Source organism: Hymenobacter miniatus (assembly GCF_016427455.1).
GTDB lineage: Bacteria > Bacteroidota > Bacteroidia > Cytophagales > Hymenobacteraceae > Hymenobacter > Hymenobacter armeniacus.
Genome location: NZ_JAELXR010000009.1, coordinates 224,787 through 239,139 on the forward strand (window position 1 = coordinate 224,787; position 14,353 = coordinate 239,139).

The 14,353-nt window shown below is 59.0% G+C and carries 11 protein-coding genes; all 11 read right to left on the reverse strand.

The window, feature by feature from the left end; all coding sequences use genetic code 11:
• Window positions 1–30: 30 nt before the first annotated feature.
• The gene (locus JAO73_RS15515; protein WP_198978054.1) at window positions 31–1,005 is read right to left on the reverse strand and encodes a caspase family protein; all 975 of its coding nucleotides are present in this window, start codon (window positions 1,003–1,005) and stop codon (window positions 31–33) included.
• Window positions 1,006–1,016: 11 nt separating this feature from the next.
• Window positions 1,017–1,388, reverse strand: coding sequence for a TIR domain-containing protein (locus JAO73_RS15520; RefSeq protein WP_198978055.1), 372 nt, complete (start codon window positions 1,386–1,388; stop codon window positions 1,017–1,019).
• Between the two features lie 145 nt (window positions 1,389–1,533).
• A complete protein-coding gene (locus tag JAO73_RS15525) occupies window positions 1,534–2,655 on the reverse strand; it encodes an acyltransferase family protein (protein ID WP_198978056.1) in 1,122 nt (373 codons plus the stop codon).
• Between the two features lie 59 nt (window positions 2,656–2,714).
• A complete protein-coding gene (locus JAO73_RS15530; protein WP_198978057.1) occupies window positions 2,715–3,221 on the reverse strand; it encodes a nucleotidyl transferase AbiEii/AbiGii toxin family protein in 507 nt (168 codons plus the stop codon).
• Window positions 3,211–3,384 (reverse strand): hypothetical protein, encoded by a 174-nt coding sequence (locus JAO73_RS15535; protein ID WP_198978058.1) that lies wholly within the window; start codon window positions 3,382–3,384, stop codon window positions 3,211–3,213. The genes JAO73_RS15530 and JAO73_RS15535 overlap by 11 nt, the downstream gene beginning before the upstream one ends.
• A gap of 123 nt (window positions 3,385–3,507) precedes the next feature.
• Window positions 3,508–6,318 carry a glycoside hydrolase family 2 protein gene (locus tag JAO73_RS15540; protein ID WP_317191230.1) on the reverse strand — a complete coding sequence of 937 codons (2,811 nt, stop codon included), beginning with the start codon at window positions 6,316–6,318 and terminating at the stop codon, window positions 3,508–3,510.
• A gap of 151 nt (window positions 6,319–6,469) precedes the next feature.
• Entirely contained in the window at window positions 6,470–8,329 is a 1,860-nt protein-coding gene (locus JAO73_RS15545; RefSeq protein WP_317191231.1) for a six-hairpin glycosidase, read from the reverse strand.
• A gap of 98 nt (window positions 8,330–8,427) precedes the next feature.
• Window positions 8,428–9,393 carry a glycoside hydrolase family 43 protein gene (locus JAO73_RS15550; RefSeq protein ID WP_317191232.1) on the reverse strand — a complete coding sequence of 322 codons (966 nt, stop codon included), beginning with the start codon at window positions 9,391–9,393 and terminating at the stop codon, window positions 8,428–8,430.
• Window positions 9,394–9,399: 6 nt separating this feature from the next.
• Window positions 9,400–10,797, reverse strand: coding sequence for a glycoside hydrolase family 140 protein (locus JAO73_RS15555; RefSeq protein ID WP_198978060.1), 1,398 nt, complete (start codon window positions 10,795–10,797; stop codon window positions 9,400–9,402).
• A gap of 135 nt (window positions 10,798–10,932) precedes the next feature.
• The gene (locus JAO73_RS15560) at window positions 10,933–12,594 is read right to left on the reverse strand and encodes a pectate lyase family protein (protein ID WP_198978061.1); all 1,662 of its coding nucleotides are present in this window, start codon (window positions 12,592–12,594) and stop codon (window positions 10,933–10,935) included.
• 30 nt (window positions 12,595–12,624) lie between these two features.
• Window positions 12,625–14,352, reverse strand: coding sequence for a RagB/SusD family nutrient uptake outer membrane protein (locus JAO73_RS15565; RefSeq protein WP_198978062.1), 1,728 nt, complete (start codon window positions 14,350–14,352; stop codon window positions 12,625–12,627).
• Between the last annotated feature and the right edge of the window lies 1 nt (window position 14,353).

The following is a 14,353-nucleotide window of genomic DNA, read 5'->3' on the forward strand; positions in this document are numbered from 1 at the left end:
TTTTCGTATATCCTAAACAAAAGCATGAGCTTAAATTCTCGATTTTTTTATTAATCTACGATAGTGTTCACCAAGCGCGGTTAATTTGCAAGCTTTGCTTTCCATCGCTGCGTGCCACATATGAGGAGCACCAATAGGCACTAGAAGATTTAGTCTATTAAATTTTTGCAGAGTTGCGAACTTGCGTGTATTTTCTTCAATAGGCAATGGCATATCCTCTCCACGGCCTTTCATCTCGGGTTCATAGGTTGGGTCTAAAGGAAATTCGAAACCAGGCGTCGGAAACAGTTCATAGATTTGGCGCAGTTCCTCTAAAGGAATAGCTGGCGCAACTTGACGAAGAGAAACGAAATTCCTAACGTTTGTCTTAAATACAGGTCTTTGCTCCCAAGCACCTAAAGACTGGTCGATATGAGCATAAACGCTGCCAGGAGTTATTTCACCTACAAGATTAGCAGCACTACCGCTCAGCGCATCTACTAATAACGATGTGAATACACCACTTCCATCCTCTTCTGAAGCATACTGTTCTTTAGTCGAAGCTGTAAGTATTGTTAATCCCTCTGTAAGATTTGCCATATCATCTTTACCTGGAGCATCTCCTGCAATTCCGGAATGGCAACTATCCAGTATAATAATCTTATTAGTAGCTGGGGAGGAATTTGCCATCACGAGTATTTCTGACAATGACACTCCTTCATCACCACGGCTTGCATCAGAAGCAAGAAGATAGCCCCCAGTTGCCTCTATATGCCCATGGCCTGCGAAATAAAACAACGCAGTTTCTGCTTTAGTTGAAAACAATTTTTGAATTGAATCCTTTAAAGCACCTCTTTTTATTTTTTCTCTATCTGATGATGCAGTTAATAATTTGCAATCAAAATTCACGGAGCCGCCGTCGTTCCTTTCTAGCATACTTTTTACGCTATAAGCATCATTGACACAACCGTACAATGAGCCGCCATGTTCGTAAAAATTTATCCCAACAATCAATGCAATCTTCATAATACTACAGATTATACTTTATCAATGAAACTTCCAATTGTATCCCAAGTCCATTCTTTAGTGGAAACGCCTGCTAAGAATGTTCGGTCATTTGTGTATACCCAAATACCTAGAATAGGTTTACCTTCTTCTTTTGCGCATTCAATTTCCCATTTCTGCCCAGTTGACGTTAGCGAATCCTTGCTAACTAAGACTATTACTCCATGCGAACGACGGATACGAGTCCTCACCCGGTCTTTCCAGTCTTTATCATAAGCCTCTTTTACAGACATATCTATGTACTCGAATGGGCAATGGGCCAAATTAGTATGTCCTTTTAAGAAATCTCTTTGCCTTACATCTTCGATTGCAAATGCTACGAATATTACTTTCTTGTCGGCCATGATTTTCAATTTTACTAATTATGTGACAGAATGATATTGGAAATCCTTGAAACAATGTGAAAAATCCAATTTCACCTGCAATATAGCAAGAGAAAATGACTTTACTTTATTTATTTCATTACAGAAAAAACTTCCCTGACGCAACTTAAACCCCATCCCTCAACACCTTCTTCCTCAACCATTCCCGCACCGGCTCATCGTAAAACTTCAAGCACCCATAAGCAAGAATCACCGCCGCCAGATAGACCAGCGCCGCCACGGGCAAGCCCTCGCGCAAGGACACTTTATGGGTCGCGACCCAGGCCGTGTAGGTGTAGATGAGCGGGTAATGCGTGATGTAAATCGGATACGAAATATCGCCTAGGAAGCGGCACAGCCGCTGGGCCGCGCCCGAGCGCACCGCCCCGCTGGCCCCGAAGAAGATGATGCCGGGGAAGACGAAAATGATGCAGAGCGCATCGTAGAGCCCATTTTGCCACAGCTGCGCGGGGCTGCCGACGCGGGGCATGGCCAGCACCACTACCACCGCCAGGCTGCACCACCAAAAGGCATTTTGCACTGGCCGCAGCCGCGCCAGCCGAAACAGCAGCAGCCCCGCAAAAAACGGATACGTCATGCGGGCGAAGCCGATGTGCAGCTGCGCGGGCTCCAGCGACCAGCCCCCAATGACATCGCCCTGGGGACTGGTGAGGCCCAGGTGCAGCAGCGCCCCCGCCGCCAGCACCACCAAGATGCCCAGCGCCACGTTGGAGAAGCGGCGCACCACCGTCGCGTACAGCACGTTGGCCACGTACTCAAAAAACAGCGACCAGCCCGGCCCGTTGAGCGGAAAGGTTTCGTGCCAGCCCCGCACGTCGAGGGCCGGCGGCACCGGCACCATCAGGCAGCCGATGAGCATGACCAGCAGCATCTTCCACACCGGCGTCTGGCCGATGATGGGGAACAGCGCCGACGCCTGGAAGTAGTACATCCCCGCCCCTATCACCATGCCCAGCACCACCAGGGGTTGCAGCCGCACCAGCCGCCGTTTGAAGAAACCGCCCACCGTGAGGCGGCCCCACCGGTCGTCGTAGGCGTAGCCAATCACGAACCCCGACAGCAAAAAGAAGAAATCCACCGCCAGGTAGCCGTGGTTAATCACCTGGTCGAGGTGGCTGGTGGCGTGGGCCTCGCACAGGTGAAAGGCCACCACCATAAGGGCCGCCACGCCCCGCAGGCCGTCGAGGATGGGGTAATGGGGTTTGGTGGGTAGCGGGGTGGGCTGCATGGAGGTGGCAAGATACACCGGGTCATGCTGAGCGCAGCCGAAGCATCTCTACCGCTTCATTACCCCTCCTCGGAAGCGCGGCGGGCTTTCAATTGCGCTATATCCGCCAGGTCCTTTGGCCGGGCATTGGCTTCTTTATCCGCTATCAAGTCATCCAGATTTAGAAAGGGAATTTCTATTTCGCTGAACACGACTGTTTCCCTAGTCACGAAAGCGGCATTAAACTTTAGCGGAGCCCTCAAACTTGGTAAAAGGTCAAGTGTAAACTGTTCAAACTCGTACCTGAAAAATGATTTCCCAGGATTAGGCGATTGCTCGGCTTTGAATTTTGAGACATTTTGCCCCAACTCTTCCAACGCCTTCAAAATCTTGAAGTAGTTGCTATATGTTGGATTATACCAAAAATCTAAATCTGGTTTGTCTGCAACTATACCGGCAGCATTAGTAGAAAGCCTGAAGTAGCCGTGTAGTATGACAGCGCTACCGCCCACCACTAAGTATTCAGCCGCATGTTTATTGAGAATGCTACAAACGGCTACGAGGCTGCCAAGTGTATTATCGTTCATTAGAGGACTTTAGCTTCTTCTGAGCGGCAAACTCTTGTTGCAAACGCTTCATCAGTGCCTCGAATTCTGCATGTGCCTTAGCGCGCTCTGCTGGCGATAATGGATTTTCCAGCGGAGCCGCCTTCAATTCTTCGAAGCTATTGTACCGGGTCAGCTTTGCCATGACTGGATTATTTAGCGCAACTCTTGAACTACTAAACCTTGCTTAAAGATAGCAACGAAGCGGTAGAGATGCTTCGACTTCGCTTAGCATGACAGTTCTAAAGTTGCAAAGCTGCGCCCCTCCCTACCGCTTCCCGACAGCCTTGGGGGCGGCAGGCTTGGCGGTGAAATCGAAGTAGAGGGTGATTTCCTTGGCGTAGGACGGGTCTTTGCTGTAGTCGTAGTACATATTGGTTTTGCCCATAGGGCCCATGTTTTCGGCTTTTTGCGACTTGGTACCGATGGGCGTGATGCCGTGCATGAACGAGAGGTTGCCGCTGGGGAAGGCCGGGGCCGTGTTGTAGGGCTTAGCGGCGAAGCGGGGCGTGAAGAGGCGCAGGTACACGTCTTCCTGGTCGCAGACGATGGTGAGGGGCTGGCCGGTGGTTTGGAGCGTGAGCCAGTAGAAGTTGGAGTAGTAGCCCTTGAACTCGGGATAGAGCGGGCTCTTGGTGCCGTCGGGCTCGCCAGTGCTGGTGTTGTTGTAGGCCTTGGTCCAGACGCCTAGGTTGGTGCCTTTCAGGCGGTCTTTCCAGACCCGGTAGGGGCCGTCGCCGCGCCACTGAATGCCGCGCACCTCCTTTTCGGGGTAGTTGAAGCTGAGGCCGGCCAGGGCAAAATCGTAGTCTTTGGGGAAGTACTTGGCCGTCATGCGGACCCAGCCCGAGGGGTACACCGTCCATTGCAGCGACTGGTAGCGGCTGGCCTTGCCAAACTTCGCGTCGATGACCACGTTGGCGCCGTCTTGGTGCTGGGTGAGGCCTTCGAAGGCGGTTTCACCCTCGGCTAGCACGGGGCCGTTGGTGAGCGGAATGAGGCCTTTGGCGTTGCGGACCTGGCGTAGCAGGCCGGTGCGGCGGCTAAACGTACATGTGACGCCGTTGGCGGTGGTGGTGTAGAGCGAGTCGGTTTCGGTGAGGCTGGCGGTGCCGGGGCCGGTGATGGGCACCAGCCGCTGGGCCACCTGCGCGGGGTGGGCAATGGGCCAGCTCCAGGTGTAGATTTCGCGGCCGGCGGGGTCGGTGGCCGTGACGTAGAGCACATCGTAAGTTTGCCAGTCAGCAGGTAGGTTGAGGCGCAAATTTCCGGTTTCGGTGGGGGCCACAGTGGGGGCCACGATACTAGCATTGGAAGTAGCTAGGGTACCGGTACCGATAGGACCATGCAGGCGGTATAGCTGATGTCTAAACTTGCACTGACTCAGATTGGTGTAAGTAAAGCGGTTCTGCACCCGAAAGATGCCATCAAAGGCGGGCGTGATTTCGCGGCGCTCGAAGAACACGGGGCTCCATACTTCTTTGATGGTGAAGTAGCTGCCTTCCTTTTCGCGGTAGGGCCCCAGGACGCCGTCGGGGCCGTGGTCGCCGTCGGTGTCGAGGATGCCGCCTTTGTCGGTGCGCACCACGGCGGCGTCGGAAAAGTCCCAGAGGAAACCGCCGGCCGAGAGCGGCTCGCGCCACATTTGCTCCCAGTAGTCTTCGAGACCCGCGCCGTGGCCGCCGTCGTAGAGGCCGTGCAGAAACTCGGTAGGAAACACAATATTGTGGCCGTGCAGGTGGGTGCCGTTGCCGTAGTCGTAGTTGATGTAGTGCTGGGTATCGGTGCCGCGGAACACCTGCCAGGCGTGCACCACTGGGCGTTTTTGCAGGTCCATGCGGTCGAGTACAGGGTCGAGGTCGAAGTTGTGGCCGCCTTCGTTGCCGTTTATCCAGCCGATGATGCTGGGGTGGGTTTCGTCTTTCATCACCATTTCCTCGGTGAGTTTGGTGCCGGTGGGCGTGTCGTAGGCCGCGTGCCAGCCGGCTACCTCATCGAACACAAACAGACCCAGGGAATCGCAGGCGGCTAGGAAATGGTCGTCGGGCGGGTAGTGCGACATGCGCACGGCGTTCATGTTCATGTCCTTCATCAGGTTCACGTCGATGATACTCAGCGCCTTGCTGGTGGCACGCCCCGAGCTGGGCCAGAACGAATGCCGGTTTACGCCCTTGAACTTGATTTTCACACCGTTGACGTAGTAGCCTTCGCGCTCGCGCAGTTCCACGGTGCGGAAGCCAAAGGGCTGGCTGAGCGTGTGCACGGCCTGGCCGGCCTGGCGCAAGGTCAGGGCGAGGCGGTAGCGGGTGGGCGTTTCGGGAGTCCAGAGTTGGGGGTTGGAAACGGTGGTTTGGAGCTGCGCGGGGCTGCCCGCCGCCACGGCCGCCCGGAACTCGCCGCCCACTTTTTGGCCGCCCAGGGTGTAGAGCTGGCCCACCACTTCATCGGCCGCGCCGCCCGTATGCACGTTGGCTTTGAAGGAGCCATCGGCTCGCGCATCCAGTGCCACGCGGCTGATGTGGCTCACCGGCAGCGCTTCCAGAAATACCGGCCGGAAGATGCCGCCAAACAGCCAGAAGTCGCCCCGCCGCTCGGCGTCGTTCACCGATTCGTTGGCCGAGTGCTTGGCCACGGTGGCTTCGAGCAGATTGGTTTTGCCGTATTTGAGCAGCTTCGAGATGTCGTATTTGAAGCGGTAGTACGAACCCTGGTGCACGGCCCCGGCCGACTGCCCGTTGATTTTGACCTCGGTGTCCGTCATCGAGCCGTCGAACACGATGTTCACGACCTTGCCCTGCCAGTTCGCCGGTACCTTGAACTGGTACTTGTAGAGGCCGCTTTCCTTGCCGCGAGCAGTGTCTTTGTTGTGGCCGTAGTTGTATTTGCCAAAGCCCTGCAGTTCCCAGTTCGATGGCACCGGGATGGTGGTCCACTTGCCCGAGTTGCGGCCGGCGGTGCAGTAGAATTGCCACTTCACGGTTTTGTCGTTGCCCGTGCCAGAAAGCATCTGGGTTTCGGTGCGCTGGGCGTGGAGTTGACTCAGCGGGAGCAGCAGGAAGACTAGTAGGTATTTGAACACAGTGGAAATTGTGGGGAATCGAAAGTCAGAAAGAATGGTCATGCAGAGCGCAGCGAAGCATCTCGCTTGGGTCGTTGCAATCCGTATTGATTACTTGAGCACGCGAGATGCTTCGCTGCGCTCTGCATGACCGTTCTGGATTGTGGTCGTTTTAGTTTTTACCCAACCCTTTTGCAGCCGGGTCAGGCGCTGACGTCTTCAGCGCCTTCAGGTAAAACACGGCTAGCGGCTCCGACTCGCCAGCTTTGGGTAGGTCGTAGGCTTGGTCGGCGGGGGTGTCGGGCGTGGGAAAATGGCGGGCCGGACCAGTGCGGAACATCACCCGCTCGAATGCAGCGACTGGGGCGAAGAAGATGAAGGTGCTGGTTTTGCCGTTGGCTGTGACGGTGCAGGTGCGGCTTGGAGCGTCTAGGGTCACTTTCAGGTCCAGCGGCTGGTTGGGCTGGTACTTGGTCACGCCCTTGAAGCGGGCCCCGGCTTTATAGCTGAGTGTGCCGGTCGAGTCGAAGCTGAACTGCACGGCGGGCTGGCCTTTGGCATCCTGAAACTCGATTTGCAGCAGGCCGTGGTCGTTTTGGCCGGGCACTACTGAGAGTTCGGCCACCAGTTGCTTGCTTTCGGGGATGACGCGCTCGGCCTTGCCGTAGTCGAACCGGTCGGAGTCCTTGAACACAAGACACTTCGAGCCATCGGGCAGCTTGCCGACTTCAACCGGGGCCTGCACGAGGCTGTAGGTGTTCCACTGGTCCAGTTCCTGCCCGGTTGGCAGCTGGGCGAAAACCTCATTGGCGTGGCTGCTGGCGGTGGCGCGCACGGGCACGGGCACCGTGGCCACCCACAGGTCCTCCTTATTCACACTGTAGCTCACCCACAGCTTTTTGTCGGGCGGCACACCGTCGCCCTCCTGGATGCCGCGCACGTACTGCGGGCCGTAGCTCTTGTAGTTGCCGCCGTAGCGCATGGGCGTGATTTCGCCGTGCACCAGCCAGAGGTCGGTGTAGTCGAGGCCGTTTTCGCTAGTCGAAATGGCCAGCGGCCAGCGGAATTCCGAGGGGTTGTATACCGTGGCGTAGCGGCCGTCGGAAGTGCGCTGGCCCCAGATTTTGGCGTTGCTGTTCACAAAATGCGGCGCCCGAATAACCGGGTTGGGCCAGGTTTTGCCACCGTCGGGGCTGATGGTGGTGAGGGCGTGCTTCCAGAGGCCCACCACGCGGTTGCCATCGGGCAAGTGGTAATAGCTGAAGGCCTTGTAATCCTTTTTGATGGGAATGAGCGGGTCGTCCTTGTCCTGCTCCTCCACCATCTGCTGCATCATCAGCGGGTTGGCCAGGATTTCCTCGCAGGCCGCCACGAAGCCTTTATCCTTGCTGGTGGTGTAGAAAGGGTAGGTGGACTTCGACTTATCCCAGGTTTTGTTGTTCCGCAGGAAGTAAATCGGGCCAAATTTGCCGCCCGGCAGCACTTCGCGCACCACCCGGCCGATGCCTTGCCCGTCGTTGGGGTCGTCCTTAGCGTCGAGGGCCACGCCGTAGTAGCCCAGCGTCAGCAGGCGGTTTTTCTTCGAGGTGTAGAAGCCGATGCGCTGGTGCATCACGGCCATCAGGTTTTTGGCCACCTTGCCGGGCTGGTCGGGCTTGGTGAAGCCGTCGGGCACCTTGTAGGGCGGAAAAATGACGGTGGGGTTAGTCCAGGTGTAGCCGTCCTTGCTGGTCAGCAGCAGGGTGCGGCCGGGCGGCACGTGCTCACCCACGGGGTTGCTGAGGTACTGGTAGTAGAACTGCCCCTGCCAGTAGGCCAGCATCGGGGCGTGGTTATAGGTCCAGCCCTCGCCGTTGGCCGCGTCGGGGTGCTCGCGGTTGGCGCGCAGCACCTGCCGGGCGTGCGTGCCGATGGCCGGGCGCAGCTGCCCGTGGTGGTAGTCCACGTTGCTAAGCGTGGTGCCGGTGTAGCGGATGGTTTCGACGGGCGCGGTTTGGGCGTGGCCAAGGGCGGGCAGCAGCGCCGCCAGCACCGTAGCGTGGACACTGCAACTCCGCGCCCTACTAGGGCGTTCGCCAGTGCGCGGACTCGCAGAATCCACCCTACATCCTGCCGGCAGTTGAGCTTTACTCATGGTTTTCCTGTAGCTGAAGTTGCGGCCGCCCCTCCTACCGGCGCGGTTTGCAACAGATTCTTAAGTGTCTTGCGGGGCACCATGAAGATGGTGCCGTGCTTGTGGCCCGTTGGTACACTGACCTGGGCCGAGACGTCGGTGAAGGTCAGGAAGTCGCTGGTTTTGGCGGCGCCGTACTTCTTCTCACGGTAGGCGTCATAATAAATCAGCCACTGATTATGCGGCAGTTTGGCCACGCTGGGGCCTTCGGTAAAGTTGGCCGTGAAGGGGGCCGAAACCTTCGGGAACGGCCCGGTGGCCGTGGGGCCGAATGCTACTTTGATGTCGCGCTCGGGCCGGGTGTTGTCCTTCACCACCAGCACGTAATCGTCGACGCCGCGCCGCAGCACTTCGGAATCTATAGCGCTAAAACCGGGGTCGAGGTAGAGCTTCGTGGCGGAAAACGTCTTGAAATCCTTGGTCGTGGTGTAGTAGAGACGGTGGTTGTTGTCCTCTTCTTCCTGGCCTTTGGGGAAGCGTAGCGGGATGGTGCTGGCCCACACGATGAGAAACTGCTGCGTGGGAGGGTCAAAGAAAATTTCGGGGGCCCACACGTTCACCGTGCCGGGTTCGTGGCTCATCACGTCGATGAAGCGCTGCTCCGACCAGTGCACCAAATCCTTCGAGCTGGCGTAGCCAAAGCCCTTGTCGCCCTTCCAGCCGCAGGTCCACACGAGGTGGTAGGTGCCATCCGGCCCTTGCGCAATGCTGGGGTCGCGCATGAGCTTGCTCGGGCCCACCTGCGGCGTCAGGAACGACTTGCCCGCGTCCTGCCACTTGTAGCCGTCGTAGCTGTAGAGGAAGTGCAGCCCGTCGGTGGCCGGCTCGCGGAAGGAGGTGAACATGTACGCCTCTTTGGAGCAGGAGCTCAGCAGTGCGGCGCTGCCGAGGATGAATAAGGATTTGGTGAGGGAGTTAGACACGGCGCTTTAGCTGATGGAATCCAGAATCAGCACCCAGTCGTTGCCGTCCTTGTGTTCGCCGGGCGAGTTGAATTCCTGGGTGCCTTTATTCGGAAAGGTACCAATGGCGATGGTTTTGCCATCGCGTGGGCTATACCACGAGGCCTTCACTTTTGCGCCGGCAATTTTGCCCATATTCACCTTCATATTCCGCCCATTATACGTGTAAACAAAGGCGTAATTCTTGCCCCGCGTGGCAAACTGGCGGTTGTACTTCTCCCCCACTTCGCCGGCAATCAACGACTGGTCCGGCACGCGCTCAAAGTAGCCGGGCCGCGACAGCATCAGCTGCTTCAAATACTGCATCTGGGCCGAGCCCGGCGCGTTGATGGCCGACGACCACAACTCTTTCGAGCCGTAGGCGCTGCCCTTGTCGAAGCTGCTGTGCATCTGCATCACCGAGTTCTGCCCGTAGGTGTAGCCGAACGCGCCCGCAAACACCGACCAGTAGCCGTAGCGGCGCACGTCGGCGTCGGTCCAGCGGGGCTGGGTAATGTCATGCAGGCCGTGCGGAATGCCTTCATAAGAAGGCTCCCCGTCGAGCGAAGGCTTAGCCGGTTTCAGGGCATAGTCGGCCTGCTGGTAGCGCCAGTTGTCCTGGCCGTAGTGGTTGGTTTCGTTTTTCGACGTGTCCTGTTCGTAGCGGCGGTGGCCCGACTGGTACATGTTGAAATCCAGCCAGCTGGCATTGTGAAACCAGTCCGACGACTGCGTGCGGCCGCGCGGGTGATAGGTTTCCAAGTGGTTGGGGTCCACCGCTTTCAGCGTAGCGCCGATGGTGTTCCACACCTTGAGTGAATCGGAGCCGGCAATGTCGCCGCCGTTGAGCCAGATGATGTTGGGGCGGTTTCGATACCGCTCGGCCAGGAAGGTGGCGTAGGTTTTGGCCTGCGCCTGATTCACCTTGCCGTTCTTCACGTTGGTGCCCCACACCGGCACCATGCCCATGTAGAGGCCCTTTTTGGCCGCCAGGTCCACGATGTAGTCGACGTGGTCCCAGTAGTCGTACTGCGCGGCGTCGGTGGGCGAGTTGCCAGGCGTGGTGAGGGGCCGGGCCACGTTGGCGTGCAGCAGAGCCGAGTCGCCGTAGACGTTGGCGATGGGCACCTGATGCAGCACCATCACCTGAATCACGTTGAAGCCTTTTTTGCGGCGGTCTTCGAGGTAGGTTTCGGCTTCCTCGCGCTTGAGCTTGCTGAAGAGGAGCCAGCCGGTATCGCCCAGCCAGAAAAACGGTTTGCCGCTACCCGTCATCAGGTAGCGGCCGTTGGGCGATACTTTGAGCGGGCCGGTGGGTTCGGCGGCCGGTGCAAAGGATACTAGCAGCAGCAAAAGCAGCGCAGAGAAGCGGGTTTTCAGGGTCATTCGGTTTGCGGTAAGCTCCCAGCCTAAGCAGAAGAACGTCATGCAGCGCGCGGCGAAGCATCTCGCGTGCTAGAGTAAACAATCTGGTTAGTGGCACGAGCGAGATGCTTCGCTGCGCTCTGCATGACGTTCGTTTTAAGACTTCGCCTTGCCGGCATTGGGCCGCACGTTTTGCAGCGGCACCACGCTGTTGAGGTATTCCTCGATGTTGGCGTAGCCGTCCTTGTCACGGTCCTGGGTGGCGTCGGCGGCACTTTGGGGGTTGAGGCCGTGGGCGGTTTCCCATTTGTCGGGCATGCCGTCGTTGTCGGCATCGGCGTAGGGAGTGCCCTTGTAGTCGGGGTAGCCGCCTACCTGGGCGGGGTCAGTGATGATGCCATTTTTGTAGGAATCCTCGGGCAGGCGGCGCTTGATGTAGGGGCTTTTGGGCGTGGGCTGGGCATTTTTGGCGTAGGTGATTTTGCCGGTGCGCACGTCCTCCACGATGCGGGCGTCCACGGCGTCGCGCCGGGGCAGGGTGCAGCCCACGTTGGCCAGCACGTACTGGTAGGCCTCCTGGGCGGGCAGCACGGTATTCATGTTGGGCAGCGTGAAGGGCTTATCGGTCCGGATTTCAGCCACCACTTTCGCTGCGTCGGGCTGGTCCTCCACCTGCACGCCGCCGGCCCAGTTGTCCTGCGTCACTTTGTCGTTGCCCGCCACCACGTTGCCGGCCACGTAGGCTTTGCCGAAGAGGTTCTTCGCGTTCTTGTCGCGGCCCGACTCGGGCTTGAGAATGCGGTAGCTGATGGGCTGGCCGGCGGGCGTGATGGGGCCGGGCTTGTAGTAATTGTTCACGAAGTTGTATTCCGAGTGGTTGTCGCCGCCATCGGCCGAGCGGTTCCACCAGTTGAACACCACGTTATTGGCAAAGTTGAAGTCGCCGTACATGCCCACCGAGGGGTTGCGGGCAATGTTATTCGCCCACAGGTTGCGGGTAAACAGGCTGTTCAAACCGCCAATAGTGCTGCCGAAGGCGTGGTTGTAGGTGTCCAAACCCTCCGAGAAGATGGAGTTCTGAATGGTCACGTTCACCGTCGGCAGTTTGTCGGCCTTGCCGGTTTCGGGATTGTGGTACACGTGGCGGTAGATGGACATGTTCTCATCCAGTCCCCAACTCGCCGACACGTGGTCGATGATAATGTTGCCCACCGGGTTGCCGCCCAGGCCATCATCGCGCCGGGCCACGTCCATGGCGCCGCGGCGGAAGCGCAGGTAGCGCACCACCACGTCGTGGGTGTTAATCCAAATCGACTCGCCAGCCACACAGATGCCGTCGCCGGGCGCCGTCTGGCCCGCGATGGTGACGTAGGGCGCCCGAATGATGATGGGGCTTTGCAGCTTGATGATGCCCGCCACGTTGAATACGATGATGCGGGCGCCACCCTGCTCCAGGGCTTCGCGCAGGGTGCCGGGGCCGCTGTCGGCCAGGCTCTTCACCACGTACACCTTGCCACCTTGCCCCCCAAACACGTAGGCTCCGCCGCCCTCTGCGCCCGGAAACGCCAGGCGTTTCGACTGCGGCAAATCCGAGGGCTTGGCGGCCCAGGGCACGTAGGGCTTGCCGGCTTTGGCTTCGGCCTGAACGATGGGCAGGGCCTTCTGCCAAGCTTCTTCCGAGCGTTTTTCGGCTTCGGCCAGGGCCGCATCGGCCTTGGCTTGCACTTCGGGCGGAATGGTGGGGTACTGGGCGCGGGCCGCGGGCGCAGCGCAAGCAGTAGCAAAAAGAGCGGCGAATAGGGCGCGGCGGTGGTTCATTGGGGGGTGGTGTTTTTGCACGGTCACGGCTTAGTAGCCGGGGTTCTGTTTGAATTCGCCCTTGTTGGTCACGGCGTCGATGTCGCTCTGCGGGATGGGGCGCAGCACGTGGAAGTCCTGGATGTTGGGTTTGGCGTCGGGGTTGTAGAGCCGCACGCGGTCGAGGAGCTTGCCGGTGCGTTTCAGGTCGAACCAGCGCACCTGCTCGCCGGCCAGCTCGCGGGCGCGCTCGTCCAGAATGAAGTCGAGCGTGACCTGGCTGGCCGTGATTTGCATGGCGGCGGTGCGGCCCGGCAGGGCGGCGCGGGTGCGAATCTGGTTGATGTAGAGGGCCGCCGAATCGAGCTTATTGAGGCGGAACTGGGCTTCGGCGGCAATGAGCACGATGTCGCCCAGGCGCAGCAGGTTGGCGTCGCGCGCGCTTTCGGTCACGGTGGCCGTGGCGCGCGTGGGGTCGTCGAATTTCTTCAGCGAGGGGTAATGGAACCGGTCTTTGGGCGTGCCGTCGGTGTTGTACATGTCGTCGAGGTCGTACACCCGGTAGCGGTAGCGGCGCGTGAACTGCTGCTGGAAATTGTCAATCGAGCGCTTGGTGGTGAGCACGGCCGTGTCGCCCAGCGCATACTTGTTCTGGCCCGTGAGGCCGGCTAGGCCGGTGGGGTTCTGGGCCACTTCGGCGGCGGTCCATTTCGGAATGGTGGCCGCGTTGTTGCTCAGCCAGGCCTGCTTGAAAGTGGCGGCGTAGCGGGCGTCGTTCTGCTCGTTGAACAGGTCGAGCAGGAAGCGCGTGGGCATGTAGCGCACGTTGGCAAAGCCGTTCAGCACGTCGCGCTGCATGCCGGGCAGCGTGCTGTAGTCCATCAGAAAGAACGTGTGCCCCAGGTTGCTGCCCGCGTTGAAGGCCAGGTTGGTGGAGTAGTTCACGGCCCACAGCACTTCGGTGTTTTTCTGCTTCGCGAAGTCCCACAAGTCCGAATACGGCGTCACCAGGCGCACGCCCTGGGCGGTGTAGTTGTTCACCACGCGCTTGGCCAGGTTGGCGGCGCGCTGGTACTGGCCGCGGGTGAGGTACACTTTGGCGGCAAAGCCTTCGGCGGCGGGCTTGGTGATGCGGCCGTAGTCGGCGGTGGTCACGGGCAGGTTGGCCACGGCAAAATCCACGTCCTGAAAAATCTGGTTGTACACGTCGGCTACCGCGGCGCGGGTGGCGGTGGTCACCACGCCTTCGGTGGGCTCCAGGCGCAGGGGCACGTCGCCGAAGGACTCCGCCACGTGGTAGTAGTACCAGGCCCGCATGAAGCGCAGCTCGGCCTCCAGCACGGGGCGGCGCGCCGGCAGCAGGCCGGCCGTGTTCACGTACTTCAGGGCCTGGTTTACCAGGTTGATGCCGGCGTAGCATTGCTGCCAGAGCTGGGCTTTCACCCAGATGTTGTCGGCGTTGAGGCCCTGGTAGGTGGTGAGGGCCGGCTGCGGGCTCACGCCGCTCACCACGGTGCCGCCGTTGTTGGCGGCGTTGGTCCAGATGTCGGTGCCCACTTCGAGCAGCGCGTAGCCGGCTTCCTTGCCGTAGAGGGCGCGGTTGTAGGTGTAGGCGGCGTTCACGGCCGTTTCGAAGCCTTCGGGCGTGGTGAAGACGGCCTCGGCGGTCGAGCCGCTGGGGTTGTATTCTTCGAGCTGGTCTTTGCAGGCCGTGGCGGCCAGCGCCAACGCGGCCAGCGCCAGGGAACGGGTCAGGGAAGGAAGAAAAGTCGTTTTCATG